Here is a 26,919-nt window from a genome sequence, read left to right as displayed (position 1 = left end):
CCGCAACGGGGTTAATCCAGATCCATACAATCACATAAATGATCGTAGGTCTTATGCATTTTCTTCATAACCTTTTTCTTTTTCCTTCTAGATTCACGGCAGAGATCCTCAATGCCTTCCTCCTGACTGTATCCGATATACATACCGACAGCCAGTCCCATCAGGGCTGCAACGACACACTTGTTCATAGTATCACTCCTATCACTGATAGTATGGATACTCACAGGCTTCTTATCCCATCATTTCCTTTATTTTCTCCTGCAGTGTGCTTTTTCGTATATGGCGGTCCTCCACCTGCAACGCATGCAGGAAAACCTCTTTTTCCCCCAGCAGCACCAGACTTTTTTTCGCACGCGTTACACCGGTATAGATCAGACGCTTCTGCAGCATATAGCGGTAATCCTTTACAATTGGCATGATCACGATTGCGTATTCACTGCCCTGTGCCTTATGAATCGAAGTCGCATAGGCATGTGTGATATTATAAATCTGTTCACCGCTGTACTCTACAAATATACCGTCAAAATCCGCTGTAATACAGTTTTTCTGATGTACATTGTCGTCACGGAAGCTGATTTCTACGATTTCTCCGATATCTCCGTTATACACCTCATCCTCCGGCTGGTTTTTCAGCTGAAGTATTTTATCATGCTCACGAAAGAGGCGGTATCCGACCTTCAGCTCTTTTTTATACGGATCTGAGGGATTCATCATTTTCTGCAATGCATTATTTAACGCATCGATACCCGCCACTCCACCATACATCGGCGCCAGCACCTGGATTTCCTTCGGATCATAGCCTTTATCCAGCGCATTGGATACGACACTTAAAATTAAGTCACGAACTTCATAATTCTGACATTCAAAAAAAGCGATATCCTTAGCATGCTCCAGTATGTCCGCATGTCCTTCTCGAATCTGATGCGCCAGTGTCACGACATCACTTCCCTCACTCTGGCGGAAAATCTTATTCAGACGCACCAGGGGAAAGCACGCGCTTTCAATCAGATCCTTCAGCACACAGCCGCAGCCTACACTTGGCAGCTGATCCTCATCTCCGATTACAACGATTTTCTTTACCAGACGGCATGCTCTGAGCAGATGGTAGAACAGCCACTGATCCACCATGGAAAACTCATCAATAATTAACAGATCAGCCTGTATCGGCTCCTTATCATTTACCAGAAAGGTATTCGTTTCCAAATCCCATTTGAGAAGGGAATGGATTGTCGTTGCGGCAGTGGAGCTCAGCTCGCTCAGACGCTTTGCAGCTCTTCCGGTCGGTGCACAAAGCGCAATCGTATCGGACGGATAATAGCGCTGATATAAATCCAGAATCCCCTTTACGATCGTTGTCTTTCCTGTACCCGGGCCTCCTGTCAGAATCAGAAAGGGCTCCCTGAAAAAGGTGGCAATAGCCTCCTTCTGCTTTTCTTCATAGCGGATATGAAGCTTTTGTTCCATCAACTCAATATCCTCTGGATCAAAGCTGATTTCTTCCTCTGCATCACGGTAAGGAAAGCCCGCCAGAAAGGAGGCGATTCCATTTTGTGCATCGTACTGGGTATGATGATAGATACGGCCGTCCTCCATCATGATCAGACGATCCATCTGCAGCTCCTCCAGATAAGCATCTATATCGACAGAGCCGTCATATTCCTTGCGAAACCGCTTCTGAATCTGTTCCAGACCGGTATACGTATCCCCACTTGCCATACACAAATCCAGTACGCAGGATAAAATCACTGCTTTGATACGGTAAGGATGATCATCCGCAAACTGCAGCTCCTTTGCCAGCTTATCCGCTGTCTTGAATCCAATCCCGTCAATTTCCTCAATCAGTCGATAAGGATTTTCCTTCACCAGTGAAATCATTTCATTTCCATATGCAGCCTCCATCTTCATGATGGTTTTCACACTGATTCCCATACGTGTAAAAAATACGACGGAATCATCCGCCTCCTCATGCTCCATGATCCCCTGAATAATAGAAGCGCGCTTTCTTGCATTCAAGGCGCCTACCTGCTTCAGCACCTCATGATCTGCCTTGATGATTTCGATTGCGTCCTCACCCAGACAATCGACAATCGCTTTGGCCGTCTGTCTGCCGATTCCTGGAAACAGAGAGCTGGAAAAATAACGGATCAGTGTGCTTTCATCATTAGGCATCATTTTTTCATACGCCGTCACCTGAAACTGCATACCGTAGCGTGGATGATCCACATAATCACCGTGCAGCTTATATAGTACATCCTCATTCAGCTCCCCAAAATATCCGGTAGCTGTAAAATCCTCTTCATTGGCATCATATGTAACAAATTTCGCAACGGTATATCCATTGGAATCGTTGCGAAAAATCGTATGCAGATGCTTTGCCTTTAAAATGATATCTTCTTCGTCCATTTGCTTACCTCTGCAATCGTATTATAAAAGCATAAAAAGCATGGATATGATATTGTTTGCGGCATGTACCACACAGGGTACCATGCAGGAAGAGCTTTTCTCATATCCATAAGCCAGTACCATGCCGATTCCGGCATATACCAGCAGATAGCTTACATCCACCAGGTTTCCTGCCAGAAGCGAATCCACGATATGGATGGAGCCAAACAGAATGCTGCTGATCAGCGCTGCTATCCAAAAGCCCATCTTGCCCCGCAGACAGGAAAATGCGCCGGCACGAAACACTGTTTCCTCAATAATCGGCGCAAACACACACGTCGATAATATCGTCATCAGCGGAAGCACTGTGCTTGCATTGCGGATTTCCTCCTGATTGACACTGTTACCGGTCTGTGTCAGAAGTCCGATCAACAAAGAAAGCACCATGTTGACGGCTAAAATCACAACAACCAGATAGGCACTCATTTTCAGGTTGGACTGTGTGTGCTCCCGAAACCGCACCCAGGAATTTTGCAGGCTTGGCCAGGCCAGAGCCATCGCCACACTAGCAGTAAACAGATAAATGGCAAGCTGTACGGAGGGCAGTAAAATCGTTGCGTCAGGGTCTACAGCCAGCGTAATTTTCGTTGCTATGATACGGTATACATACAGATAGCCTACAAAATAATGAACCAGCAGCATCAGCATACGCCATACAGCTAAATGCTTCATGTTATTTTTCATGCTCCACTCTCCTGTTGATTCGATGCTGCAGACTGATTCCTTCCTTGAACACATCCTCTATCACACCCCCGCCCAGACATTCCTCGTTTAGGTAAAATACCGCCTCTTGTCCTGCTGTTACAGAGCTAACCAGCTGCGGATAGCGTACATATACGGTCATATTGTCGATAAAACGTAAAATGACATCATTATCGGGCTGCCGGTAACGAAATTTTGCTGTACAGACAAGCTCACCCTGCGGTTTATTCTCTGAAAACCAATTTACACCGGAAACGATACAGCTGTCGGAATATAGCCAGTCACTTTCACTGCCGTTTGTGACATACAAAATATTCTTTTGCACATTCTTACCAACCACAAACCACGGTCCCCGGTTACCACCGATTCCAAGACCCTTTCGTTGTCCGATCGTATAGTATAAGACACCGCCGTGACGACCGATCGTTTCCAGTGTTTCAATATCCACAATATTCCCGTCCTGGCTCGGCAGATAATTTTTAAGAAATTCCTTAAAATTCCGTTCGCCTATAAAGCAGATTCCGGTGGAGTCCTTTTTCTTTGAAACACTGTTCAGCTCCATCCGTTCGGCAATTTCCCGCACCTCATGCTTTTCCATATGTCCTATAGGAAACATAGAGTGCCGCAGTGCATCCTGCGATACCTGACACAGAAAATAAGTCTGATCCTTATTGCTGTCTGCACCTCTCAGCATACGGGATTCTTTCCCGCTGTGATCAACCTGTGCATAATGTCCGGTAGCCAGCACATCAAAGCCCAGCTTTCTTGCATAATTCATGAATGCATCGAATTTAATATATTTATTACAGAGAATATCCGGATTCGGCGTCCTTCCCTTGCGGTATTCATCAAGGAAATAGGTAAATACATGATCCCAGTATTCCTTAACGAAATCCACACGCAGCAGCGGCAGCCCCAGCCTATCCGCAACCTCCTTTGCATCCAGATAGTCCTGCTCCTGAGGACACACATCATCCTGAATGGTCGGATTTCCCATAATATCGTTATTAGCGAAGGAATCCCAGTTTCGCATGAATGCACAGGTAACATCGTATCCCTGTTCTTTCAAAAGATAAGCAGCTACCGCTGAATCCACACCGCCTGATAATCCCAATAATACCTTCTGACTCATATTCATCACCTGTCTTTTCTAACATTCCAGCCATGTTATTTGTTTATATCCGTAGTCAAAAACGATATCTCCTATTATAGCATGGAATTCTTCCATTGTTTGTGTATACCTGCAATTTCTGCGTATTTTTTTATAATTATACGTGTGCGTTTTTATAAATATACATAGAAACCTTTAGCAATCATTTGCTTATATATGGCGAATTTCAATATACAGAATCATATAGGATACTAAAGCCTTTCATAATCTGTTGAAAAAAGACCCAATCATATAGAATAGTGGATCTGTCTTAATCTTTAAAAAAAGACCCATCCAAGGATGAGTCACTTTACCTGGCAGCGTGCTATCTTCACTGGAGCAAGTCCAGATATTGTCGCCGCTGATATGCTTAACTTCTGTGTTCGGGATGAGTACAGGTGTGTCCACATCGCTATCGCCACCAGATCTCTTTGAGGTCGTTCCCTCAAAACTGAATAACAGTTGACAGTTTCTTTGTGATTAAGTCCTCGACCTATTAGTATCAGTCAACTCCATGTATCGCTACACTTCCATCTCTGACCTATCTACCTCGTCGTCTTCAAGGGGTCTTACTTCGTTTGACGAATGGGAGATCTCATCTTGGAGTAGGCTTCGCGCTTAGATGCTTTCAGCGCTTATCCCTTCCCTACTTAGCTACCCAGCTATGCTCCTGGCGGAACAACTGGTGCACCAGCGGTAGGTCCATCCCGGTCCTCTCGTACTAAGGACAGCTCTCCTCAGATCTCCAACGCCCACAACAGATAGGGACCGAACTGTCTCACGACGTTCTGAACCCAGCTCGCGTACCGCTTTAATGGGCGGACAGCCCAACCCTTGGAACCGAATTCAGCTCCAGGATGCGATGAGCCGACATCGAGGTGCCAAACCTCGCCGTCGATGTGAACTCTTGGGCGAGATCAGCCTGTTATCCCCAGGGTAGCTTTTATCCGTTGAGCGACGGCCCTTCCATTCGGCACCGCCGGATCACTAATCCCGACTTTCGTCCCTGTTCGACTTGTCTGTCTCACAGTCAAGCACGCTTCTGCATTTGCACTCGTCGATTGATTTCCATCCAATCTGAGCGTACCTTTGGGCGCCTCCGTTACTCTTTAGGAGGCGACCGCCCCAGTCAAACTGCCCACCTGACACGGTCCCTCACCCAGCTTATGGGTGCAGGTTAGAACTTCAATCAAACAAGAGTGGTATCCCAACATCGGCTCCTCGTATACTGGCGTACACGTCTCTTCGCCTCCCACCTATCCTGTACATCTTTGATCAAAATTCAATATCAGGCTACAGTAAAGCTCCATGGGGTCTTTCCGTCTAGTTGCGGGTAACCTGCATTTTCACAGGTACTAAGATTTCACCGAGTCTGCTGCCGAGACAGCGCCCAAATCGTTACGCCTTTCGTGCGGGTCAGAACTTACCTGACAAGGAATTTCGCTACCTTAGGACCGTTATAGTTACGGCCGCCGTTCACTGGGGCTTCAATTCATTGCTTCTCCTTTCGGATGACAAATCCTCTTAACCTTCCAGCACCGGGCAGGCGTCACCCCCTATACTTCGTCTTGCGACTTTGCAGAGAGCTGTGTTTTAGTTAAACAGTCGCTTGGGCCTCTTCACTGCGGCTCTCTTTTACAAGAGCACTCCTTATCGCTAACTTACGGAGTCATTTTGCCGAGTTCCTTGGCAACAGTTCTCTCGCTCACCTCAGGATTCTCTCCTTGCCCACCTGTGTCGGTTTTGGTACGGGCCGCTATGGAATTATCACTAGAAACTTTTCTTGGAAGCTGGCATCATGTGCTTCAGTACTTGCCCGAAGGCGTTCCCTTACCTGTCACATCTTACATCCCGCTGACGCATTTCACTGTCAGCCTGCTATATGCTTCGACCACAATCCATTTAGTGGCTCACACTAGCCTTCTCCGTCATTCCTTCATTTCCATCGCGGGTACAGGAATATCTGCCTGTTTTCCATCCACTACGCCTTTCGGCCTCGCGTTAGGTCCCGACTTACCCAGGGCGGACGAACCTTCCCCTGGAATCCTTGGGCTATCGGTGTGTAGGATTCTCACCTACATCTCGCTACTCACACCGGCATTCTCTCTTCCATGCTCTCCACCACTCCTTACGGTATGGCTTCTACGTGCATGCAACGCTCCCCTACCACTCAACTCTGAAGTTGAATCCGCAGCTTCGGTAGTATGCTTAGCCCCGGTACATTTTCGGCGCAGGGTCACTCGACTAGTGAGCTGTTACGCACTCTTTCAAGGATGGCTGCTTCTGAGCCAACCTCCTAGTTGTCTGTGCATCCCCACATCCTTTTCCACTTAGCATACATTTTGGGACCTTAACTGGCGGTCTGGGCTGTTTCCCTTTTGACCATGGACCTTATCACCCACAGTCTGACTGCCGAGTATATCTGTATGGCATTCGGAGTTTGATTATACTCAGTACCCCGGGATGGGGCCATCGTACATTCAGTGCTCTACCTCCATACGACTCTTCCTCGACGCTAGCCCTAAAGCTATTTCGGGGAGAACCAGCTATATCCGTGTTCGATTGGAATTTCTCCCCTAGCCACAACTCATCCGCCAACTTTTCAACGGGGGTCGGTTCGGTCCTCCATTCAGTTTCACCTGAACTTCAACCTGGTCATGGCTAGATCACACGGTTTCGGGTCTACATCATCGTACTGCCGCCCTATTAAGACTCGCTTTCGCTTCGGCTCCGTATCTTCTACTTAACCTCGCACGATAACGTAACTCGCCGGTTCATTCTACAAAAGGCACGCCATCACCCTTTAACGGGCTCTGACTTCTTGTAAGCATACGGTTTCAGGTTCTATTTCACTCCGCTCCCGCGGTTCTTTTCACCTTTCCCTCACGGTACTGGTCCACTATCGGTCACTTGGGTATATTTAGCCTTGACGGATGGTCCCGCCTGCTTCCGACAAGATTTCTCGTGTCTCGCCGTACTCAGGATACCACTAGGCTTCGCTAGACTTTCAGATACGGGACTTGCACCCTCTCCGGTCGGCCTTTCAATGCCGTTCTCTTAGCCATGCTCTTGCCATATCGTGGTCCTACAACCCCAGATCAAGATCTGGTTTGGGCTCCTCCGCGTTCGCTCGCCGCTACTTACGGAATCATTCTTATTTTCTTTTCCTCCGGATACTTAGATGTTTCAGTTCTCCGGGTACCTCCCGCATGAGCTATGTATTCACTCATCGGTGACAGCTCACTACTGCTGCCGGGTTTCCCCATTCGGATATCGACGGATCTTTGTGTACGTACCACTCCCCGTCGCGTTTCGCCGTTTGTTGCGTCCTTCTTCAGTTCCAAGTGCCTAGGCATCCACCGTACGCCCTTATTCACTTAATCACGATTAAGTTTAAGCGTTCTTTTCTTGCTTAGGTTTTTGCTTGAGTTTTCTGTTTTGTTTAACTTTCTACTCGTGAATATCTATGTTCGTTTACAACTTTCGTTATAGACCTTCATATGTCTTCTGTTATTCAGTTTTCAAAGATCGACTTCTTTTTCGTTTGGAAAGTCTCAGCCTTCCAAAACTGAACAGGAAATGTTCCTTAACCATCTTACTTCTTTTGTACTTTCTCCTTAGAAAGGAGGTGATCCATCCCCACGTTCCCGTAGGGATACCTTGTTACGACTTAACCCCAGTCATCGGTCCTACCTTCGACGGCTCACTCCTTACGGTTATGCCACCGGCTTCGGGTATTACTGACTCCCATGGTTTGACGGGCGGTGTGTACAAGGCCCGAGAACGTATTCACCGCAGCATGCTGATCTGCGATTACTAGCGATTCCGACTTCATGAAGTCGAGTTGCAGACTTCAATCCGAACTGAGACGACCTTTATGAGATTCGCTTCTTGTCACCAAGTCGCTGCTCTTTGTGGTCGCCATTGTAGTACGTGTGTAGCCCAGGCCATAAGGGGCATGATGATTTGACGTCATCCCCACCTTCCTCCGGTTTGTCACCGGCAGTCTCGCATGAGTCCCCAACTTGATGCTGGTAACATGCGACAAGGGTTGCGCTCGTTGCGGGACTTAACCCAACATCTCACGACACGAGCTGACGACAACCATGCACCACCTGTGTGATCCATATTTATCTCTCTATCTCTAGAGCCTTTGCATCCATGTCAAGGCCTGGTAAGGTTCTTCGCGTTGCTTCGAATTAAACCACATACTCCACCGCTTGTGCGGGCCCCCGTCAATTCCTTTGAGTTTCACACTTGCGTGCATACTCCCCAGGCGGAGAACTTATTGCGTTAACTGCAGCACTGAATTCCTCCAACACTTAGTTCTCATCGTTTACGGCGTGGACTACTAGGGTATCTAATCCTATTTGCTCCCCACGCTTTCGTGCCTCAGTGTCAGTTACAGACCAGGCGACCGCCTTCGCCACTGGTGTTCCTCCATATATCTACGCATTTTACCGCTACACATGGAATTCCATCGCCCTCTTCTGCACTCTAGCCTACCAGTTTCCATAGCTTACAATGGTTGAGCCATTGCCTTTTACTACAGACTTAGTACGCCACCTACGCACCCTTTACGCCCAATGATTCCGGATAACGCTTGCCACCTACGTATTACCGCGGCTGCTGGCACGTAGTTAGCCGTGGCTTTCTGGTAAGCTACCGTCACTCCCATAGCATTTCCTCTATGAGCCGTTCTTCACTTACAACAGAGCTTTACGATCCGAAGACCTTCTTCACTCACGCGGCATTGCTCGTTCAGGGTTCCCCCCATTGACGAAAATTCCCTACTGCTGCCTCCCGTAGGAGTTTGGGCCGTGTCTCAGTCCCAATGTGGCCGTTTACCCTCTCAGGCCGGCTACGCATCATCGCCTTGGTGGGCCGTTACCTCACCAACTAGCTAATGCGCCGCAGGTCCATCCATGTTCACACCTTGAGGGGTGCTTTAATATACAGAGCATGCGCTCCGTATACCTATCCGGTTTTAGCTACCGTTTCCAGCAGTTATCCCAGACACATGGGCAGGTTACCTACGTGTTACTCACCCGTTCGCCACTAAGTCTCTTTGGAAGCAAGCTTCCTAGAGACTTCGTTCGACTTGCATGTATTAGGCATGCCGCCAGCGTTCATCCTGAGCCAGGATCAAACTCTCCATTTGATTTAGCTCTAACGCATGACTTGCGTTTGAATTTCATTTTAGTTATCGTTATTCCGAGAATATTGTTTTCTCAAATAATTGACGTTTCCTGTTCAGTTTTCAAAGACCGAAATTTCTATTTCGTGCGCCGCTGTTTCTCATCAGCGCTCGTATATAATACAACGAATCATTCCTTGTGTCAACTGCTTTTTTAACTTTTTTTACTTTTTTGTCGAATTATAGTTACTATTCATTATCCTGTGAAGAATTGACAAATAACAGAGCATGAGATAAACCACTATTATATGGCCTATTCCTGCAGCTGTTCATCCCGAATAGTCACAAGTCAAATCGCATATATATGGCTTTGTTATGAATAATTACGTATTTTAACATCATATGTAAATGGCTGTAGCTTGATTGCTATCTACTATCGTGATGCAAACATACCTCTTTCTTATATATGATATGAATCCATTCTATCAAATACACTCTATCGTATATCGTTCTATGTTCTATATCCTTTACGCTATAGAAGGATTTTCTCTATATTCCCTCTATATAAAAACATTATCTATATAAAGATATTAAAGAATATAAGAAATAAGGAAGAAAGAAGTCAAAGAAGAAGTAAAAGCTGCAAATGGATATAACAAAGATCTCCAGAGCGATTGCCAATTATATCTGCCATAGTCAGCAGCTATTCCTGTCATGAAAAAGACACTCTATGTGAGTGCCAGTATTTATGATTTCTGAACATCCGGTTGTGAACGCTGACTAACTGCAGAATCTGCCATCTGATCAACGTCCTGCATACCGCGCAGCAGCTTTTTAAAGAATAGGATGAACATAGTTACCGTTGTAAGAACTGCCAGAGTATCAGCAATCGGTTCTGCTAGAAAAACTGCCATGACCTTATCCTCCAGAAACATCGGTAGAATATATATTAGCGGAATCAGCACGATAATTTTCCGAAACATGGCAAGAAATGCTGAAATCTTTGCGTTGCCAAGCGCGATGAAGGTTTGTTGACATGCAATCTGTGCTCCAAACAGCAGGCAGCCACCCATATATATGCGTAAAGCCCATACCGTAATTTCTGTCAGTGCAGGATCACTGGTAAAAATAGCTGCAAACAGATCAGGCACCACCATGGCAAGCAGCCAGAGTATTGCTGAATACGTCAGACAGCTAATCAGCAGCAGACGAAACGCCTTTTTAACACGACCGGCATTGTTTGCGCCATAATTATAGCTGATAATCGGCTGAGCTCCTTGTGTAAATCCGGATAATGGCAGCATAGCAAACTGCATCACACTTGACAGAATGGTCATGGCACCGACAGCCAGATCACCACCATACTGCAGTAAAGAGGAATTAAAGCATAGCACAAGGATACTTTCTGTTGACTGCATAATGAAGGGAGCAACTCCCAGAGCAAGGGATGGGAGCAGCACATTTGCTTTTAATTTGAAATTTTCTAACCGCAGCTTCAGCAGGGTCTGCTTTCCCATCAGAAACCGCATGACCCAAACAGAGGAAATCCCCTGTGATATCACTGTTGCCAGTGCTGCTCCCTGCACACCCATATCAAAAACAAAGATTAAAATTGGATCCAACAAAATATTGGTAATTGCCCCAATCACGACAGTCAGCATGCTAATCCGGCTAAACCCCTGCGCAGAAATAAAAGCATTCATTCCTAGTGTCAGCTGAACGAAAATGGTTCCGGCGGCATAAATGATCATATAGGACTGTGCATATTCAATCGTATTTTCACTGGCGCCAAACATATACAACAGAGGTGTATGAAAGCTGATAACCACAACCGTCAGTACAAGGGCCGTAATCAGCAAAGCACAGCAGCAATTCCCAAGAATTTTTTCTGCGCCCTTTACATCCTGCTGTCCCATCAGTATAGACGCACGCGGTGCGCCTCCCATTGCCACCAATGCCGCAAAGGCGGATATGATCATAATAATAGGAAAGCTGATGCCGACACCGGTTAGTGCTGTCGCTCCAACCTCTGGAATGTGCCCGATGTACATGCGATCCACCATATTATATAGGGCGTTTACCAGCTGAGACAGAATAGCCGGTACTGCCAGCATAAAGAACAATTTACCAATCCGTTCCCTGCCTAAATCTACTTCATTTGACATTTTCATTACCTGTTTCTCTCCTCTACATGTTCCTTTGTATTACTGATTTGTTCAACATTCTCATTGATACGGTCAAACGTCTGAACCACGATATCCAAATGCTCCTGCGGAATCCCATTTAATATGTATTGCTCAACCTCTTTTCGTTTTTCCAGTAATACGCTGATAATCTCTTGTACTTCCTCTGTAAGATACAGATGTTGTATGCGATGATCTTCGTTATCTATTTCTATATATAGATATTGCTTCATTAACAAAGCCTCAATGCCGCGGGCTACCAGTCCTTTGGATATCCCGAGAAAAGCACTCAGCTCCTTCGCTGTATTGATTGTCCGGTTATTTGATAGAAAAATCAGAATATCCACCTCGCTGGGAGATAGCTGATACCGTTTCAAATCAGGTGCACTAATTCGTGCATATACCTTACGAAAGGCGGCACAGCGCTTTACCAGCGTTTCCAGATTTGCATGATCAAGCATCTTATATCACTCCTTTAATTTACTTGTAAACAATTATAGTATAGCACGTATTTCAGAACTTGCAATATGAAGTGGCCCTTATGTCCTATGCTGCCCTTTATTTTCCCTTGATCTAAAGTGTCCCACCTGCCCTTAAAGGGCTCATAAAACATGCTGCTTCAAGCTCTGTGTATATTACATAAAAAGATAAGGTTGATCGGAATCTATTATGGAAACGCAGACTAAATGCAAATTTTGAATGAAATAGCAGGTAGCTACAGCTTAGACGATATAGGGCAGCTAAACACACTGGATAAAAAAGAATCCCGGTATTATAAACACACAGGATTCCTCATGAATATTATTTACTTTTTTATAACAGCATGCGTCTATTATGCTTGAAGAAGCCCTTCCTGCACTAGAAATTCATGTGCAACCTCAGCAGGCTCACGCTTCTTTACATCCACCTCATAATTCAGCTTACGCATCCCTTCACTGCTGAGATGTGTACTGAGTTCATTGATAACAGGAATGGCATCCGGATATTCCTCCAACAAATGCTCACTCACCATCGGTACCCCGTAATATGGAAGGAAATACTGCTTATCATCCTCCAGCACAACCAGATCGTAATAGGAAATCAAGCCATCTGTGGAATATGCATCAATGACATCACTTTCCTTGTTTGCTAAAGCAACATAACGAGTTGCTCCATCCATAGCGATATTATCCTTAAACCTCATATTTGGATATTTGCTTTTAATGCCGGGCAATGCCTCCTTGCGGTTATTAAACGCCAGTGTCGGTGTGATAACCAGGCGGTCGGATACCTTTTCCAGATCACTAACAGTTTTTAAGTTGTATTTCTTCGCAGTATCCTTACGCACGGTAAATGTATACGTATCATTAAACGGAGTCTGATCAAGCAGTGTGAGATTATACTTCTCTTTGATTTTCTCCTTTGCTACCTGATACACCTCCTTTGCATCACTGTTGGATTCCATTTTCAAAATATCTCCATACAGCGTACCGGTATAATCGACATACATATCGATCTGTCCACTCTGCAGGGCACTGAAGCAAATTTGCACACCGCCTAAAGAAAGATCCCGTTGCACCTTGTAGTCGGTTTTTGCCTCAATCATATCTGCATACATATTTCCCAAAATCAGCTGTTCACTCATATCCGAGCTGCCGATATGCAGAGCTTCCTTATTGCTGCCCGCCATGAGTCTACTACCGATGGATGCCAGAAGCAGGCAGGCACAAAGGATAGATACAATGATTTTGGTTGATTTCTTGACGGGACGCGTACTCTGAGAATTGCCAATCGTAAGTCCCTCAGGTACAACTACACGTTCCAATATGCCCATAAAGGCATCAATAACGAGCGCAAGGATACAGGCAGGAATCGCTCCGGCAAGAATCTGCATGGTATTGGAGGTTCGGATACCGGAATATACCAGATAGCCCAAACCGCCTGCACCGATGAAGGCGGCAATCGTCATAAGTCCCACGGCTGTAACAGCAGAAATCCGCACGCCTGCCATAATAATAGGCAGAGCCATAGGGATTTGCACCTTTAACAGGATCTGTGCTTTGGTCATGCCGATTCCCTTTGCGGCTTCCAGAGTCTGCTCCGGTATGCTCTGGATTCCGGTATACGTGTTTTTGATAATCGGCAGCAGTGAGTACAGGATTACCATAAAAATTGCCGGTTTTGATCCAATGCCTAAAAACGGAATAGCAAACCCAAGCAAAGCAAGGCTTGGAATTGCCTGTACGATATTTGCTATGCCCAGGACAGGCTTTGTCAGTTTTTTCATATAGGATATCAGGATTCCAAGAGGAACACCGATTGCGATTGCAAGGATAACAGAAAACAAGGTAAGCTCTACATGCTCCCAGCTTAGAGACAGTATCTGCCCCTGAATAGACTGTACATATTCCAGAAATTCACTCATGCCTGTTCACCTTCTTCCAGATCGAACTGCTTGGAGAAGGTCGTTACCAGCGAGCTTCGTGTAATAAGACCGCATAGTGTTCCCTGCTCATCCAGAACAGGCACATTATAGAAATCATGCTGTTTTGTTTTCTGCATGACATCCACAAGATTGTCCTCCTCCTTTGCACAGTATGCGGGCTCAATCATGATATCTTTGACGAGCAGATGGTTATCCCGAGGCTGCCGCCGGATCATGCTGGCTGTAATCATCCCCTGCAGGGAATGCCTGTGATCAACCACCATAAGCGTATCTACCTTGTTGTAGCGCATATATTCATATGCACGCACCAAAGAGACGCCGGGATATGTTGTAATGACATGCCGTATCATAATATCACTGGCACGAATCAGCTCCGGGGAGTCCCATATACGGTTTTTACCGACAAAATTGCTGACAAATTCATTTACCGGATGCTTCAATATTTCCTCCGGTGTATCAAATTGTACAATATGACCGTCATGCATAATACAGATACGGTCTGCAATTTTGATCGCCTCGTCCATATCATGCGTTACAAAGACAATGGTTTTTCTGACATTCTCCTGGATTTGCAGAAGCTGATCCTGCAAAGAAGAACGCGTAATCGGATCAAGTGCTGAAAAGGGTTCATCCATGAGAATAATATCAGGATTCAGGGCAAAGGCTCTGGCAACACCGATTCTTTGCTGCTGTCCCCCACTGAGCTCCTGTGGATAGCGGTGAGAAAATTCATCATAGTCCAAACCGACCATTTCCATCAGCTCTCTGGTTCTTGCCTTTCGCTGTGCCGGCTCCACATGCTCCAGTCTGGCAATCACCTCCATATTATCCTCGATATTCATATGAGGGAACAGCCCTGTCTGCTGTATGACATAGCCCATATTTCTTCTCAGGCGTATCACATCCTCACTGCGTATATCCTTTCCATTTAAAAGTATCTGACCACCTGTAGGTGAAATCAGACGATTGATCATTTTCAGAGTTGTCGTTTTCCCACAGCCACTGGGGCCGATCAGTACAACAAATTCTCCATCGTGAATCTCCATGCTAATATCATGAAGCACCTCTTGACTTTTAAAAGTTTTGGAAACATGCTGAAATTCCAACATTCATATTCCTCCTCTCTTTTCTCAACAGAAAAAACTGTCTGTCGACAGCAAACCGGCGACTTAAACAGGAAATATCGTTTTGTCATAGCCCTGCCATAAACGAATCCCATCCTTATCACCATGTGTAGTTATAAGTATAACACAGTTTGAAAGAAATGTAAAATCGCTGACAAACGATGTGGCTTTTTTCATTCTTTTTCAGTTCACCACTTTTTCTTACATCCTTGAAGGATTTCGTTCTTATTCTATGCATTTTCATAAAAAAAAGATTGCAAAGCATAAAAAAATAAGCTATAATAATTAAGCAATCGCCCGAGTGGTGAAACTGGTAGACGCAACGGACTCAAAATCCGTCGGTAGCAATACCATGCCGGTTCGAGTCCGGCCTCGGGCACCAGAAAAAAAGATGGCAGATACAAGGTATCTGCTTTTTTTCTATATATGATGCTTTTCCATATTGTACTCTTTCCTTCATAAAAGAGCTGATTTGCAGTAATCCTATGCTTTTATTCCTAGACTTAAAATGCGGCAATCTACTTTCATACGGAAATCTGCACTCTGCCTGTTTCCTGCTACTCATGCAAGAAACTGTTATTACGATTATAACTTGCTGCTACAAGCATTCAATCATCAAAGCATGAGGACAATGACATCATTTTTTTATAGTCGTCATTCCCATTATATTTTATCAAAAGAAGAACGCCAGGAATCAACACTTCCTGGCGTTGTGTATAGAGGATAACAATAGGTCATAGGCATTCCTAGAGAAATACCTTTTCTTACATGTGATTGCTTTCATGTTTATTTGTAAGCAGGTTGATTTTCTTTCTGCTTATATGATATGAAAAGTAAAAGCTTTATCCCTGCTCCTGATTCTTTTAGCGTTCATGATATTCCATTCCATCTGTTCACAGAAAATTTATGCAGGCATTCTCCATTTTTCTTTTCTGGATAAAGGAGCAATGTGTTATCAATCATCATACGTTTATTTCATCCTGCTGGAGTATCCTTATCTGTCAGACTCTGCCTGCTTTATCACTGCCATTTTTTCATCCTCGTTGATCATTGACTCTCGAACCATTGCATTCAACACCTGAATCTGCCGTCTTCTTGCCACATCCTCATGATTGCTTAGCTGATAATTGGCAGGAGATTGCGGAAGTCCCGCAAGTAAGGTTGCTTCATCCAGTGTCAAATCCTTTGGTTTCTTATGGAAATAGCCTTCACTAGCTTCCCGGATGCCGATATGATTGTCCCCATAGTTGATCACATTCACATACAGCTCCAGTATTTCCTTTTTGCTCAGCTCCTTTTCCAAATCATACGCCGTGAAAATCTCACTGACCTTGCGTAGATAGGAGGGCTGATAGGTATAGTACATATTCTTTGCCAGCTGCTGCGTAATCGTACTGCCTCCACCGCGGATTTCCCGTGCAACCACATTCTGATAGAGGGCTCTTGCCATGGAACGATATTCCACACCATGATGCTCATAAAAACGCCGATCCTCTATCGCAACCGTTGCCTTTAACAGATTCTCATTGATTTCATCATAGGATACGTAGGAATCCCTGCTCTTTATTTCTTTTACCTTTTCCTGTATGCTGACATCATTGGTCGCCTTGACATAATTCACAAAGCCGAGTCCTATAAAAAGCGTAAGAAGGATTACAATGATCAGCAGGAAAATCAGGAACAGCTTTCTTATAATCTTCACTTTATCACCACTGTTATTATAACATACTTATTTCGTTGTACACTTAACTTACACATTCGTTAGGAAATTGTCAGAATAAAGAAAGCTGTAAAATATTTCTACAAAGGATAGATTTAGATAAAATAAAACACGGCCATCACCGTGTATTATCTGTTTGCGTTCACTGACTTCATTATCTGTTTAATCTGAGCCTCAGATGGTTTTCTTCCCATTTGTAAAAACATCGCACGAATCATTTTCTCGTTGATAGGCGGGTTTTCTCTAAGTTCTTTCTCGAATTTCTTTTTTGTGAAATAGAAACCGAGGAATCCCCCAATCGCCAATCCTACAAGGGTAAATAACACAGAGCTTAAAAAATCCATATGTAATCCTCCTTACAATAAGGATATTTTACTATTTTTAACGAGATTTTACAATACTTTTCGCCCTATTTATCCACTTCTTGAACGATAAGACAGCGATATTTTCTTTTCAGCAGCTGATAAAACGGATTCGTACAATCATTCAGACATGCTACACCATCCTGAATCTCTACTTCATAAATGCAGGATTTTAAAAAATGATCGTAATACAGACAGTTTCCGCTTCGCTGAATTTCCTTTTGAAAGAAAGCCTCCGCACTTTTCTGCAGCGATGCCACATCAATAGCGATCAGAATTTTGTTTCTCTGCTGCTCCTGCATCTCATGAAAAAGGACAGTAATATCCCCTGCTTTGCTGAATGTCTGATAGAAGCCCGGCTGCAGTGCATAACACATTTTCATATCCATCACCTGCCTGAATTATACAGCTGTATATGGTATGAGATTTGTAGAATTTTGTAAAACGTTCTTCCTTTATGACAAAAAACAGCCGGGATAGCACTATTCTGTATTATGATATCCTTTTCCATCACCTTGCTGTGCGTTGTGATTTTCCGATATAAAAATACGGTTCTCTTTGTCAGCGATAGAAGTACCACTGTTTTAGAGAACCGTATTGCTTCCGTAATTTTATTTATCTGTGAAGATCAATATCAGAGAAATCATATTTCTCCAGCGTTGACGCAATCGTCTTATCCTTGATTGCCATATTTTCCTTTGTCATGCGTGCTTTTGCCTTTGGCATATTTTCAATGGTAGCCGGACCGCAGATACAGCCCCCCTGACACGCCATACCTTCCAAAATATCCGCCTGGAAACGATTTACCTTCATCATCAGCAATGCCTTCTTGCATGCATCACTTCCATCCGCATATTCCGCTGTCACAGCTTCATCGTTATTTTCCTGCAGTGCAACTGCCACAGCCTTGGAAACACCGCCGCCCACAGAGAAGAAGCGTCCGTATGCAGATGCAGTGTCCTCATCCTTTGCGACTACATCCTCCGGAGAGATATGCTTAGATACAAACATTGCCCCAAGCTCCTCAAACGTGATGCAGAAATCAACTTCACTATCCTGCACCTCCTGCTTTTTCGCAACACATGGGCCGACGAATACCACCTTGCATCCCGGATGATGCTTTTTCAGATAACGTGTTGTCGCAACCATCGGGCTGACCATATGGGATACACTGCTTTCATAAACTGTCGGGAAGTGCTGCTTTGCCATGTTGACAAATGCCGGACAGCAGGAGGTGGTGATTTTTTGACCCTCTGCCTTATGCTTTTTCGCATCTTCTTTTTCATACCATGCAACAGCATCTGCTCCGATTGCCGCTTCATATACCTCATGAAAACCAAGCTCACGCATTGCCTGCATGATCTGTGGCAGCGTCGCACTGTCAAACTGTCCCTGAATCGCAGGGGCAAATACAGCATATACCTCTTCACCGCTTTTCAGTAATTCAATGACATCCAGCATCCAGGACATATCCTCAATCGCCCCAAACGGACATTTTGCCTGACAGGCACCGCAGTTAATGCATTTCGCTTCGTCTATTTTCGCAAGACCGTCCTCTCCCATACGAATTGCGTCCACCGGACAGCTTTTCATACAAGGACGCTGTGTTTCAACAATAGCATTGAACGGACATGCATTTTTACAGGCACCGCATTCCTTACATTTATCATAATCGATGAAGGCATGATCCTCTCCCATGTGGATTGCATCAAATTTACAGGCGGAAAGACACGCCTTCGCCATACATTTCCGGCAGTTATCCGTGACCTGGATCTTATGAATGCTGCAGCCGTCACAGGCCGCTTCGATCACACGGACGATCTGTCGCTTGTTATCGTTCTCTACCGGTACCGGTGGTTTTCCCAGCGCCATTCTGGTTCTCTGCCGAATAATTTCCTTTTCCTTATAAATACAGCAGCGAAATTCTGCATGTTTCCCCGGAATCAACAGATTCGCTACCTCATCACAGACGTCATCGTTCAGTCTTCCATCAAACGCACGTTTACTAACCTCTCTCAATACGTCGAATTTAAACTGTCTGGCTTCGTGATCAAATAATGACATAATATCCTCCTCTATACAAAAGCAGCTTTCCTAACTTGTGCTTTTTTTAACATGTTAATTATATCACAAAGCATAGGCAGAAAAAAAGCGGTAAATAGAAAATTTACAGCTTTTTATGTATTTATATTTTTTTTCAGCAGGTTTTTGGTCCTTCCTCTTTTTTTCTGCGCTTTGGCTTGTATTCAATATAAAGAATGGAGGAAAAAATCAGACAGGCACCGATAATCATCGGCAGACTCATCACCTCACCGAGCAGCAGAAACGAGAAAATGGATGCAAACAGAGCCTCCATAGACAGAATCAAGGATGCACTGTTGGCTGTTGTGTACTTCTGTGCAAAGGTCTGCAAGAGATAAGCGAGGAGCGTGGATACAAAAATCAGATATGCTACATTCCCAGCAGCATGCCAGTCAAAAGAGACAGGCGGCTGTTCCATGGTCAGCGCACAGATGGTGGATATCACCCCTGCTGTCAGCATTTGCAAAGCAGTCATACATACTGTGTCCACATGGGCGGAGTAGCGTTCCAGCGCAATGATGTGCAAGGCAAAAAACAAAGCGCATATAAGTGAGAGTATATCACCGATTCCCAGCATAAGGGCATCCTTTTTCAGTGTCAGCAGCGCAATGCCTGCTATGCACAGCAAAGAGGCAATCAGCTCTTTTCGGGATGGACGCCGGTGCAGAAACAGCCAGAGCAGATATGGCACAAAGACCACATTTGTCGCTGTTAGAAAGGCATTTTTGCTCGGGGTGGAGTACTTCAACCCAAAGGTTTGAAAGGCAAAGGCCAGAAACAGAAAAATCCCGGTTATAATGCCATGACCTATGGTTGTCCGATCCAGATTGCGCAGCTTTTTCCAGCAAATCAGCAATGGAAAAACAGCAGCCCCCACAAAACGTATCATCATGATATAAAACGGAGAGAGCGCGTCCAAAGCCCCGTCCGTGGCAATAAAGCCGCCTCCCCAGACAACGGTAACAATCACCAGTATCATATTTGCGTATATTTTTTTCATAATTCACCTCATTGTTCAACATCATACCACAGGCATTCTTCAGCCGCAAGTATTCCCGCATGGAAACTGGCTGCTTTTTCCAGAATCTTTGCTTCCGGTACTCCGTTCTTATGTAATTAAAAAAGGATTGCTATTTCCCTTTGTGCATATTATAATTATACCCATGAGTATCAATCTCGTTTTTTTATACAGTTTAGTACATAGGGAGAGAGGAAGCGTTTGTATGAGATTACTGGAAGAATATATAGAAAAATACGGCAATGCTTTGAATGAGGACGTTTTAAAGGTCGATGCCTTCTTAAATCATCAAATTGATGCTCAGCTGATGATGGAGCTTGCGAAGGATTTTCAGGAGCATTTCAAGGATAAGCATATCACAAAGATAGCAACGATAGAAACAAGTGGGATTGCACCGGCAGTCATGCTGGGCTATCTGCTTCAGGTTCCTGTTGTATACTTTAAGAAGGATACCTCACGCATCATGAAGGATGATTTGTATACGTGTCAGATTCATTCCTTTACAAAGAACAAGGATTACGATATCATTTGCAGTAAAAAATATCTTTCTGCCGAGGATCATGTTTTATTTCTGGATGACTTTATGGCAAACGGAGAGGCATGTCTTGGCGGCATTGAGATTTTAAAGCAGGCCGGAGCAATCATTGAGGGAATCGGTATCGTTATTGAAAAAGCCTTTCAGCCGGGTCGCTCCAAGGTGGAGGCACTGGGATATCCTGTATATTCACAGGCTCGCATCGCTTCTCTATCACAGGGAAGAATCACCTTTGTCAGTGAGGAATATCAAACAGTATAAGCAGAATATTATAAAAGCCGGACACATCAGCTGTTCGGCTTTTTTCATTGCTTTTAGTATATGGATTATTTGAATATCGTGATCCGTACCATACGAACTGAAGCCTTTGGAATCCGATGAATCACTTACCTCCATAAGGTCTGATATACAGCCTAAGGTGCAGTTATATGATAGCTTCTTACCTTACTAAAAGGCAGCTTCAGATTCACTTGCATACGCTTTCCACACATCACCGGTTACCCTGCTCTTTTTATGCAGAACCGCCAACGATAAAGCTGCAGGAACCTTGCGTACATCAATCCTCCGCTTTTCTGACCTCTACCTTTTTTACAACGCTTACCAGCAGCGGTACGATTACCAGCTGCAGTAAAATGCCCGGTATCGCAGTTATGAAAGCTGCGGTCAGAAAAATATGCAGTGTATAGGCCTTCCCCGCCATACTCAGCAGCACCAGATTTGCCAGTCCGCTGACTGCTCTTCCGGCAAGCATGGTGATAATTAAAGAAGGATACAGCGGTAGCTTTTTTGTCATGAATCCGCTTAACAAGCCATAGGCTGCCAGCTCCAGACACATGGCAATCCCTGTCGGCATCAATGGCGGCATACCGGTCAATGCACTGGAAAGTAGCGGTGTTACGACACCTACCAGCGCTCCGTAGGCCGGCCCACAGACAAACCCGCACAGCAGCACAGGAATATGCATCGGCAGAAATACAGCTCCTGCCTGCGGCCCAAAGGAATGAAAAGCAAAGGGCAGAACCAGTCCCAATGCCAGAAAGAAGGCCGACAGTGTCAGCCGTTTAACCTGATTACTCATACAGCGTACCTCCCTATTTACTTACTGCGGAAAACATATCCTCATACAGCTTTTTCAGCTCCTGTTTTTCCTTATCCGTCATGCTGCGCTCATGTGCATCATGACCATCCACTGTCCCGATATGTCCGGATACAGCTTTCCCATCCTTTACTACAACAACAAAGGGTACATATAACTGATACTCCCCTTCATCGTCCTTTTCCATAAACTGCTTCGTATAGGAAATCATTTCTTTTTTCTGATCCTGTGTATACAGCAGCTCCTTTTTGTCATCTCTTGTTTGTATGTATAAGATATGCTGCTTATCTGCCTTTGCGACCTCATTCATGATGGGCAATGCTTCCACACACCATGGACAGCCTGGATAGCCGAAATACAGAATTGCACTTTCCTTTTTCTGGAATACGGAAAGCGCCTCCTTCATATCGGATTCCACAAACTGATTTTTGGTATCCTTGAAATCCTGATAGCCACTCATATCTGCACTTTCATCAATGCCGCAGGCACTGCTTTTATCTGACTCATCCGTACAGTAGGAATCCTTTGTGTTTGTTTTTGTTTGCTCTTTTTTTGTATTTGCACTGCAGGCGCAGAGCAGGCTAACCATCAGCAGCAGAACGATTTTTTTCATATGTTCACCTCATTTGTCTGTGTTGATTATATCATAATTCCCTGTATTACACACGAAAAACCATAGAAAATACAGGCTGCTACTTCCTAAAAAAAGCGGATGATATCCTTCATCATCCGTTTTCTCATCAATCCTTCATCAGTGTCACAAGGACTGCCTTTTGTGCATGCAGACGGTTTTCCGCTTCATCGAAAATTTCATCCGCATGTGCTTCAAACACCTTTTCGGTGATTTCCTCTTCTCTGTGTGCAGGCAGACAGTGCAGCACCATAGCATCCGCTTTCGCCGCTGCCATAACTGCATCATTGATCTGATAGATGCCCTCAAATATTTTTCTGCGCTGTGCTGCTTCTTGTTCCTCTCCCATGCTTGCCCATACATCGGTTACCAGCACATCCGCATCCTTCGCAGCCTCCAGTACATCCTGTGTCAGTGTAAAACGCCCGCTTGCATTCGCACGCTTCACGATATCCGCATCCGGCAGATATTCCAGCGGACAGGCACATGCCACCTCCATGCCGGCCAGAATACCACCGTTGATCAGGGAATTGGCCATATTGTTTCCGGCACCGATGAAGCACATCTTCAAGCCCTCCAGAGTCCCCTTATGCTCGCGTATCGTCTGCAGATCCGCCAGCACCTGACAGGGATGCACATAATCCGTCAAGCCGTTGATAATAGGAATGCTGCCATACTCGGCAAGCTCCTCTAAATCCGATTGCTTGTACGTACGAATCATAATGCCGTCAAGATAACGGGATAATACCCGGGCAGTATCCTTGATTGGCTCCCCGCGCCCCAGCTGCATATCATTGGCATTCAGATAGAGCGCCGTACCGCCCAGCTGTGCCATTCCGGTTTCAAAGGATACACGGGTTCTTGTGGATGATTTGGTAAAAATCATCCCCAGCGTCTTATTGCGCAGATAAGGTGTGAATACTCCCTTTTTTACTTCCTTTTTCAGACTGTCCGCCAAATCCAGCAGACCGTACAGCTCTTCCTTGGTGAGATCTGCAAGTGTCAGTAAATGTTTCATAGCCTTCCTCCTTACGCCATATGCGTCAGTACATCCTCTATTATATCCATCGCTTCCTTCAGCTCGTCCATCGTTATGGTCAAAGGAGGCAGCAGCCGTAGCTTGTCCTTTGCCGTCAGAAGCAATACACCCTTTTCAATACATGCAAGTACAACATCCCTTGCCGTTAGTCCATCCAGGACGACACCACGCATCAGTCCCAGACCGTTGACCTGTACCACATGCGGCATTTTGTTCAGCCGCTGCTCGACATATGCACCCTTTTTGGTTACATCCGCAAGAAACTGAGCATTGATCCGATTCAGCACAACACGTGCACCGGCACAGGCAATCGGATTGCCGCCGAATGTCGTACCATGATCACCCGGACCAAACACATTTGCTGTTTTTTCAGATAACAGGACACCGCCGATGGGAAGTCCGTTTCCCAGACCCTTTGCGGTTGTCACGATATCCGGTCGGATTCCATATTGCTCATATGCATAAAAGGTTCCGCACCGTCCAACACCGGTCTGCACCTCATCGACGATTAACAAAATATCCTTTTCCTTACACTGCTGTGCGAGCGCATTCACAAATGCATGCTCCAGAGGAAGAACACCGCCCTCTCCCTGAATCATTTCCATCATAACAGCACAGGTACGATCACTGATTTTGCTTATCAGGTCATTGATATCATTCGCAATCACATGGACAAAGCCCGGTGTAAACGGATCGAAGTGCTGATGAAAGTGATCCTGTCCGGTAGCGCTCAGCGCTGTTATCGTACGGCCGTGAAAGGAGTTGACGAGTGTAATAATTTCATGGCGTCCTGTTCCATAGCGGTCACTGGAATACTTGCGGGCAACCTTGATAGCACCCTCATTGGCTTCCGCGCCGGAATTCGCAAAAAACATATTGGAAAAGCCGCAGCGCTCACACAGCAGCTTTGCTACATCACTATCCGGCTGTGAATAATACAGATTGGATACATGCGGAAGGGTTTTGGCCTGCTGTGCTACAGCCGCTGTCCATTCCTCATCCGCAAAGCCCAGGGCATTTACCCCGATCCCTGCTGTTAAATCCAGGTATTCCTTTTCCTTTTCGTCATATACTCTGCACCCCTTGCCATGCGTCAGCACAACATCAAAGCGTGCATACGTATGGGCGATATAGCGCTGATCATTTTCTTTTATACCCATCTTTTCACTCCTCTACCATCGTTCCGATTCCTTCTTCACTGAACATTTCAATGAGAATGGAATGCGGTACACGTCCGTCGATAATCACCGCACGCTGTACCGAGCCCTGTACTGCTGTTGCCAGACAATCCACCTTGGGAATCATACCGCCCCCGATGACACCGGCTTCCTTCAGCTGTTCAATTTCCGACAGGGTAACACTTGGAATCAGTGAATTTTCATCCTTCGGATCACGCAGCAACCCAGGGATGTCACTAACCAGAATCATATTTTCCGCATGCAGCTTAGCCGCAATGCTGGCGGCTGCCGTATCAGCATTGATATTATAGGCATGTCCGTTTGTATCACAGCCGACGCTGGCTATAACCGGAATATATCCCTTTTCTATCACATCGAGAATCAGCTCCTCATGAATGTCCTCGATTTCACCGACATAGCCCAAATCTCCCTCATCCACGGTATACTGCTTTGCCTGAATGATATTGGCATCCATACCGCTGATGCCGACCGCTCTGGCTCCCTTCTGATTGATCAGAGCAACCAAATCCTTATTTGTTTTTCCTGCCAGCACCATTTGTACAACATCCATCGTTTCCTCATCTGTATAGCGAAGCCCTGCTACAAAGCGTGACTGCTTGCCGACCTTTTCCAGCATCCCGTTGATTTCCGGGCCGCCGCCATGCACAAGGACGACATGTACACCGATTTCTGACAGAAGCACGATATCCGTCATGACATTCTGCTTCAGTGTTTCGTTCTTCATAGCGTTTCCGCCGTATTTGATAACCACAATTTTGCCGTTGTACTTTTGGATATACGGAAGTGCTTTCGACAGTATGGTTGCTTTTTGTATGGCATCTATTTTCAATGTACTCACATCTCCCTTACTTTATGTGCGATAATCCCCGTTGATTTTCACATAATCATAGGTCAGGTCACAGCCCCAGGCAATCGCCTGTGCAGCTCCCTGCTTCATATCGATTAAAATATCGATTTCACTCTCACTCAGGATGTTTACTGCTTCATCCTCATCGAAGCCGCACCCGGCTCCATCCCGGCATACCTGCATACTGCCTGCTTTACTGGCAAGCGTTACATCGACACGGGTAATGTCAAAATCACCCTCCGTATAGCCGATAGCACACAGAATACGACCCCAGTTGGCATCGCGGCCAAACATGGCTGCCTTAAACAAAGAGCTTGTCACAACAGACTTGGCGATTGCCTTTGCAATTGCAGTTTCCTTTGCACAGGATACGGTGCAGGTCAACAGCTTGGTTGCTCCTTCCCCATCCTTGGCGATATTCCGGCTGATTTCTACACAGATTTCCATCAGCGCCTGCTTGAACACGTCATAATCCTCTCCACGTTCACAGATTTCCGGATTGCCTGCTAATCCGTTTGCCAGGATACTCAGCATGTCATTGGTAGAGGTGTCACCATCCACACTTACCATATTGAAGGTGTCCGCTACCACCTCGTGCACGACCATATCCAGCATGTGGGAGGATATTGCTGCATCGGTGGTTAGAAATGCCAGCATGGTTGCCATGTTGGGATGGATCATACCGCTTCCCTTTGCCATACCTCCGATATGACACTGCTTTCCATGCAGGGTAAATGTAACAGCAAACTGCTTTTTAAAGGTATCGGTTGTCATGATTCCCTCACAGGCATCACTGCCGCCCTTTACATCCAGTGCCGCAACAAGCTCACGCATATGCTGTTCAAACGGGGTGATGCTCAGGGGTTCACCAATTACCCCGGTAGAGGCAACGATGATATCCTCACTACGCAGGTTCAATTCCTGTGCACAGAGCTCGCACATGCGCTTTGCAATTTCAACACCGTTGGCATTGCATGTATTGGCATTACCGGAATTACAGAGAATTGCCTGGGCGTGTCCGTCCTGCAGATGCTCCTTCGTAACACCGATCGGCGCTCCCTTCACCTTGTTTAATGTATATGTGCTGGCAGCCGTACACATGACACTGCTGTAAATAAGAGCCAGATCCTTTTTGGAACGGTTCTTGCGTATCCCGCAGTGAATGCCTGCGGCCTGAAAGCCAAGCGGTGCACAGATGCCGTTTTCCATCCAAGTAACCATAATCAA

Annotated in this window: 18 protein-coding genes, 1 tRNA gene, 3 rRNA genes and 1 pseudogene; 2 read left to right on the top strand and 21 right to left on the bottom strand. The window is 45.4% G+C overall.

What is annotated here, in order from left to right; translation table 11 throughout:
* Nucleotides 1–231: 231 nt before the first annotated feature.
* The 10 genes and pseudogenes from GKZ87_10195 to GKZ87_10150 form a co-directional block, all read right to left on the bottom strand.
* On the bottom strand, nucleotides 232–2,403 hold the full coding sequence (locus GKZ87_10195; GenBank protein ID QSI25815.1) for an ATP-dependent RecD-like DNA helicase: 2,172 nt from the start codon (nucleotides 2,401–2,403) through the stop codon (nucleotides 232–234).
* A 21-nt stretch (nucleotides 2,404–2,424) separates the two neighbouring features.
* The gene (locus GKZ87_10190) at nucleotides 2,425–3,126 is read right to left on the bottom strand and encodes a CPBP family intramembrane metalloprotease (GenBank protein QSI25814.1); all 702 of its coding nucleotides are present in this window, start codon (nucleotides 3,124–3,126) and stop codon (nucleotides 2,425–2,427) included.
* Nucleotides 3,116–4,276, bottom strand: coding sequence for a tRNA 2-thiouridine(34) synthase MnmA (mnmA, locus tag GKZ87_10185; protein QSI25813.1), 1,161 nt, complete (start codon nucleotides 4,274–4,276; stop codon nucleotides 3,116–3,118). Before mnmA ends, GKZ87_10190 begins: the two co-directional genes overlap by 11 nt.
* Nucleotides 4,277–4,606: 330 nt before the next feature.
* Nucleotides 4,607–4,720: ribosomal RNA gene (gene rrf, locus GKZ87_10180) — 5S ribosomal RNA — on the bottom strand.
* A gap of 49 nt (nucleotides 4,721–4,769) precedes the next feature.
* A 23S ribosomal RNA gene (locus GKZ87_10175) occupies nucleotides 4,770–7,678 on the bottom strand.
* Between the two features lie 235 nt (nucleotides 7,679–7,913).
* Nucleotides 7,914–9,455 (bottom strand): 16S ribosomal RNA (locus GKZ87_10170).
* The 16S, 23S and 5S rRNA genes sit together here, the layout of an rRNA operon.
* 797 nt (nucleotides 9,456–10,252) lie before the next feature.
* Nucleotides 10,253–11,602: pseudogene (locus GKZ87_10165) on the bottom strand (MATE family efflux transporter).
* Nucleotides 11,602–12,075, bottom strand: a complete 474-nt coding sequence (locus tag GKZ87_10160; protein ID QSI25812.1) for a MarR family transcriptional regulator — start codon at nucleotides 12,073–12,075, stop codon at nucleotides 11,602–11,604. Before GKZ87_10160 ends, GKZ87_10165 begins: the two are co-directional and overlap by 1 nt.
* Before the next feature lie 371 nt (nucleotides 12,076–12,446).
* Nucleotides 12,447–14,018 carry an ABC transporter permease subunit gene (locus GKZ87_10155; GenBank protein ID QSI25811.1) on the bottom strand — a complete coding sequence of 524 codons (1,572 nt, stop codon included), beginning with the start codon at nucleotides 14,016–14,018 and terminating at the stop codon, nucleotides 12,447–12,449.
* The gene (locus GKZ87_10150; GenBank protein ID QSI25810.1) at nucleotides 14,015–15,148 is read right to left on the bottom strand and encodes a betaine/proline/choline family ABC transporter ATP-binding protein; all 1,134 of its coding nucleotides are present in this window, start codon (nucleotides 15,146–15,148) and stop codon (nucleotides 14,015–14,017) included. The genes GKZ87_10155 and GKZ87_10150 overlap by 4 nt, the downstream gene beginning before the upstream one ends.
* 310 nt (nucleotides 15,149–15,458) lie before the next feature.
* On the opposite strand from GKZ87_10150, the gene GKZ87_10145 reads away from it, so the two are divergent.
* A tRNA-Leu gene (locus GKZ87_10145) sits at nucleotides 15,459–15,545 on the top strand.
* A 612-nt stretch (nucleotides 15,546–16,157) separates the two neighbouring features.
* On the opposite strand, the gene GKZ87_10140 is transcribed toward GKZ87_10145, so the two are convergent.
* From GKZ87_10140 to GKZ87_10120, 5 genes are all read right to left on the bottom strand, one after another.
* On the bottom strand, nucleotides 16,158–16,865 hold the full coding sequence (locus GKZ87_10140; GenBank protein QSI25809.1) for a penicillin-binding protein: 708 nt from the start codon (nucleotides 16,863–16,865) through the stop codon (nucleotides 16,158–16,160).
* A 146-nt stretch (nucleotides 16,866–17,011) separates the two neighbouring features.
* Complete coding sequence (locus GKZ87_10135; protein ID QSI25808.1) at nucleotides 17,012–17,227, bottom strand: LPXTG cell wall anchor domain-containing protein; 216 nt, start codon at nucleotides 17,225–17,227, stop codon at nucleotides 17,012–17,014.
* A 65-nt stretch (nucleotides 17,228–17,292) separates the two neighbouring features.
* Entirely contained in the window at nucleotides 17,293–17,628 is a 336-nt protein-coding gene (locus GKZ87_10130; protein ID QSI25807.1) for a hypothetical protein, read from the bottom strand.
* 232 nt (nucleotides 17,629–17,860) lie between these two features.
* The gene (locus GKZ87_10125) at nucleotides 17,861–19,309 is read right to left on the bottom strand and encodes a 4Fe-4S dicluster domain-containing protein (GenBank protein ID QSI25806.1); all 1,449 of its coding nucleotides are present in this window, start codon (nucleotides 19,307–19,309) and stop codon (nucleotides 17,861–17,863) included.
* Between the two features lie 133 nt (nucleotides 19,310–19,442).
* Complete coding sequence (locus tag GKZ87_10120) at nucleotides 19,443–20,327, bottom strand: EamA family transporter (protein ID QSI25805.1); 885 nt, start codon at nucleotides 20,325–20,327, stop codon at nucleotides 19,443–19,445.
* Nucleotides 20,328–20,550: 223 nt separating this feature from the next.
* On the opposite strand from GKZ87_10120, the gene GKZ87_10115 reads away from it, so the two are divergent.
* Nucleotides 20,551–21,141: a xanthine phosphoribosyltransferase gene (locus GKZ87_10115; GenBank protein ID QSI25804.1), complete on the top strand. Its 591-nt coding sequence runs from the start codon at nucleotides 20,551–20,553 to the stop codon at nucleotides 21,139–21,141.
* A gap of 295 nt (nucleotides 21,142–21,436) precedes the next feature.
* Here the strand turns inward: GKZ87_10115 and GKZ87_10110 are convergent, their stop codons facing one another.
* The 6 genes from GKZ87_10110 to argJ form a co-directional block, all read right to left on the bottom strand.
* Nucleotides 21,437–21,958, bottom strand: a complete 522-nt coding sequence (locus GKZ87_10110; protein ID QSI25803.1) for an ECF transporter S component — start codon at nucleotides 21,956–21,958, stop codon at nucleotides 21,437–21,439.
* 13 nt (nucleotides 21,959–21,971) lie between these two features.
* Nucleotides 21,972–22,589 carry a transporter accessory protein gene (locus GKZ87_10105; protein QSI25802.1) on the bottom strand — a complete coding sequence of 206 codons (618 nt, stop codon included), beginning with the start codon at nucleotides 22,587–22,589 and terminating at the stop codon, nucleotides 21,972–21,974.
* Nucleotides 22,590–22,716: 127 nt separating this feature from the next.
* Nucleotides 22,717–23,625: an ornithine carbamoyltransferase gene (argF, locus tag GKZ87_10100; protein ID QSI25801.1), complete on the bottom strand. Its 909-nt coding sequence runs from the start codon at nucleotides 23,623–23,625 to the stop codon at nucleotides 22,717–22,719.
* 11 nt (nucleotides 23,626–23,636) lie between these two features.
* On the bottom strand, nucleotides 23,637–24,806 hold the full coding sequence (locus GKZ87_10095; GenBank protein ID QSI25800.1) for an acetylornithine/succinylornithine family transaminase: 1,170 nt from the start codon (nucleotides 24,804–24,806) through the stop codon (nucleotides 23,637–23,639).
* A gap of 4 nt (nucleotides 24,807–24,810) precedes the next feature.
* Entirely contained in the window at nucleotides 24,811–25,683 is an 873-nt protein-coding gene (argB, locus tag GKZ87_10090) for an acetylglutamate kinase (GenBank protein ID QSI25799.1), read from the bottom strand.
* A gap of 12 nt (nucleotides 25,684–25,695) precedes the next feature.
* Entirely contained in the window at nucleotides 25,696–26,913 is a 1,218-nt protein-coding gene (gene argJ, locus GKZ87_10085) for a bifunctional glutamate N-acetyltransferase/amino-acid acetyltransferase ArgJ (protein QSI25798.1), read from the bottom strand.
* Between the last annotated feature and the right edge of the window lie 6 nt (nucleotides 26,914–26,919).

Source organism: Erysipelotrichaceae bacterium 66202529, assembly GCA_017161075.1.
Taxonomy (GTDB): domain Bacteria; phylum Bacillota_I; class Bacilli_A; order Erysipelotrichales; family Erysipelotrichaceae; genus Clostridium_AQ.
Note: the sequence above shows the minus strand (reverse complement) of the source record. Positions and strands in the feature narration are given on the sequence as shown.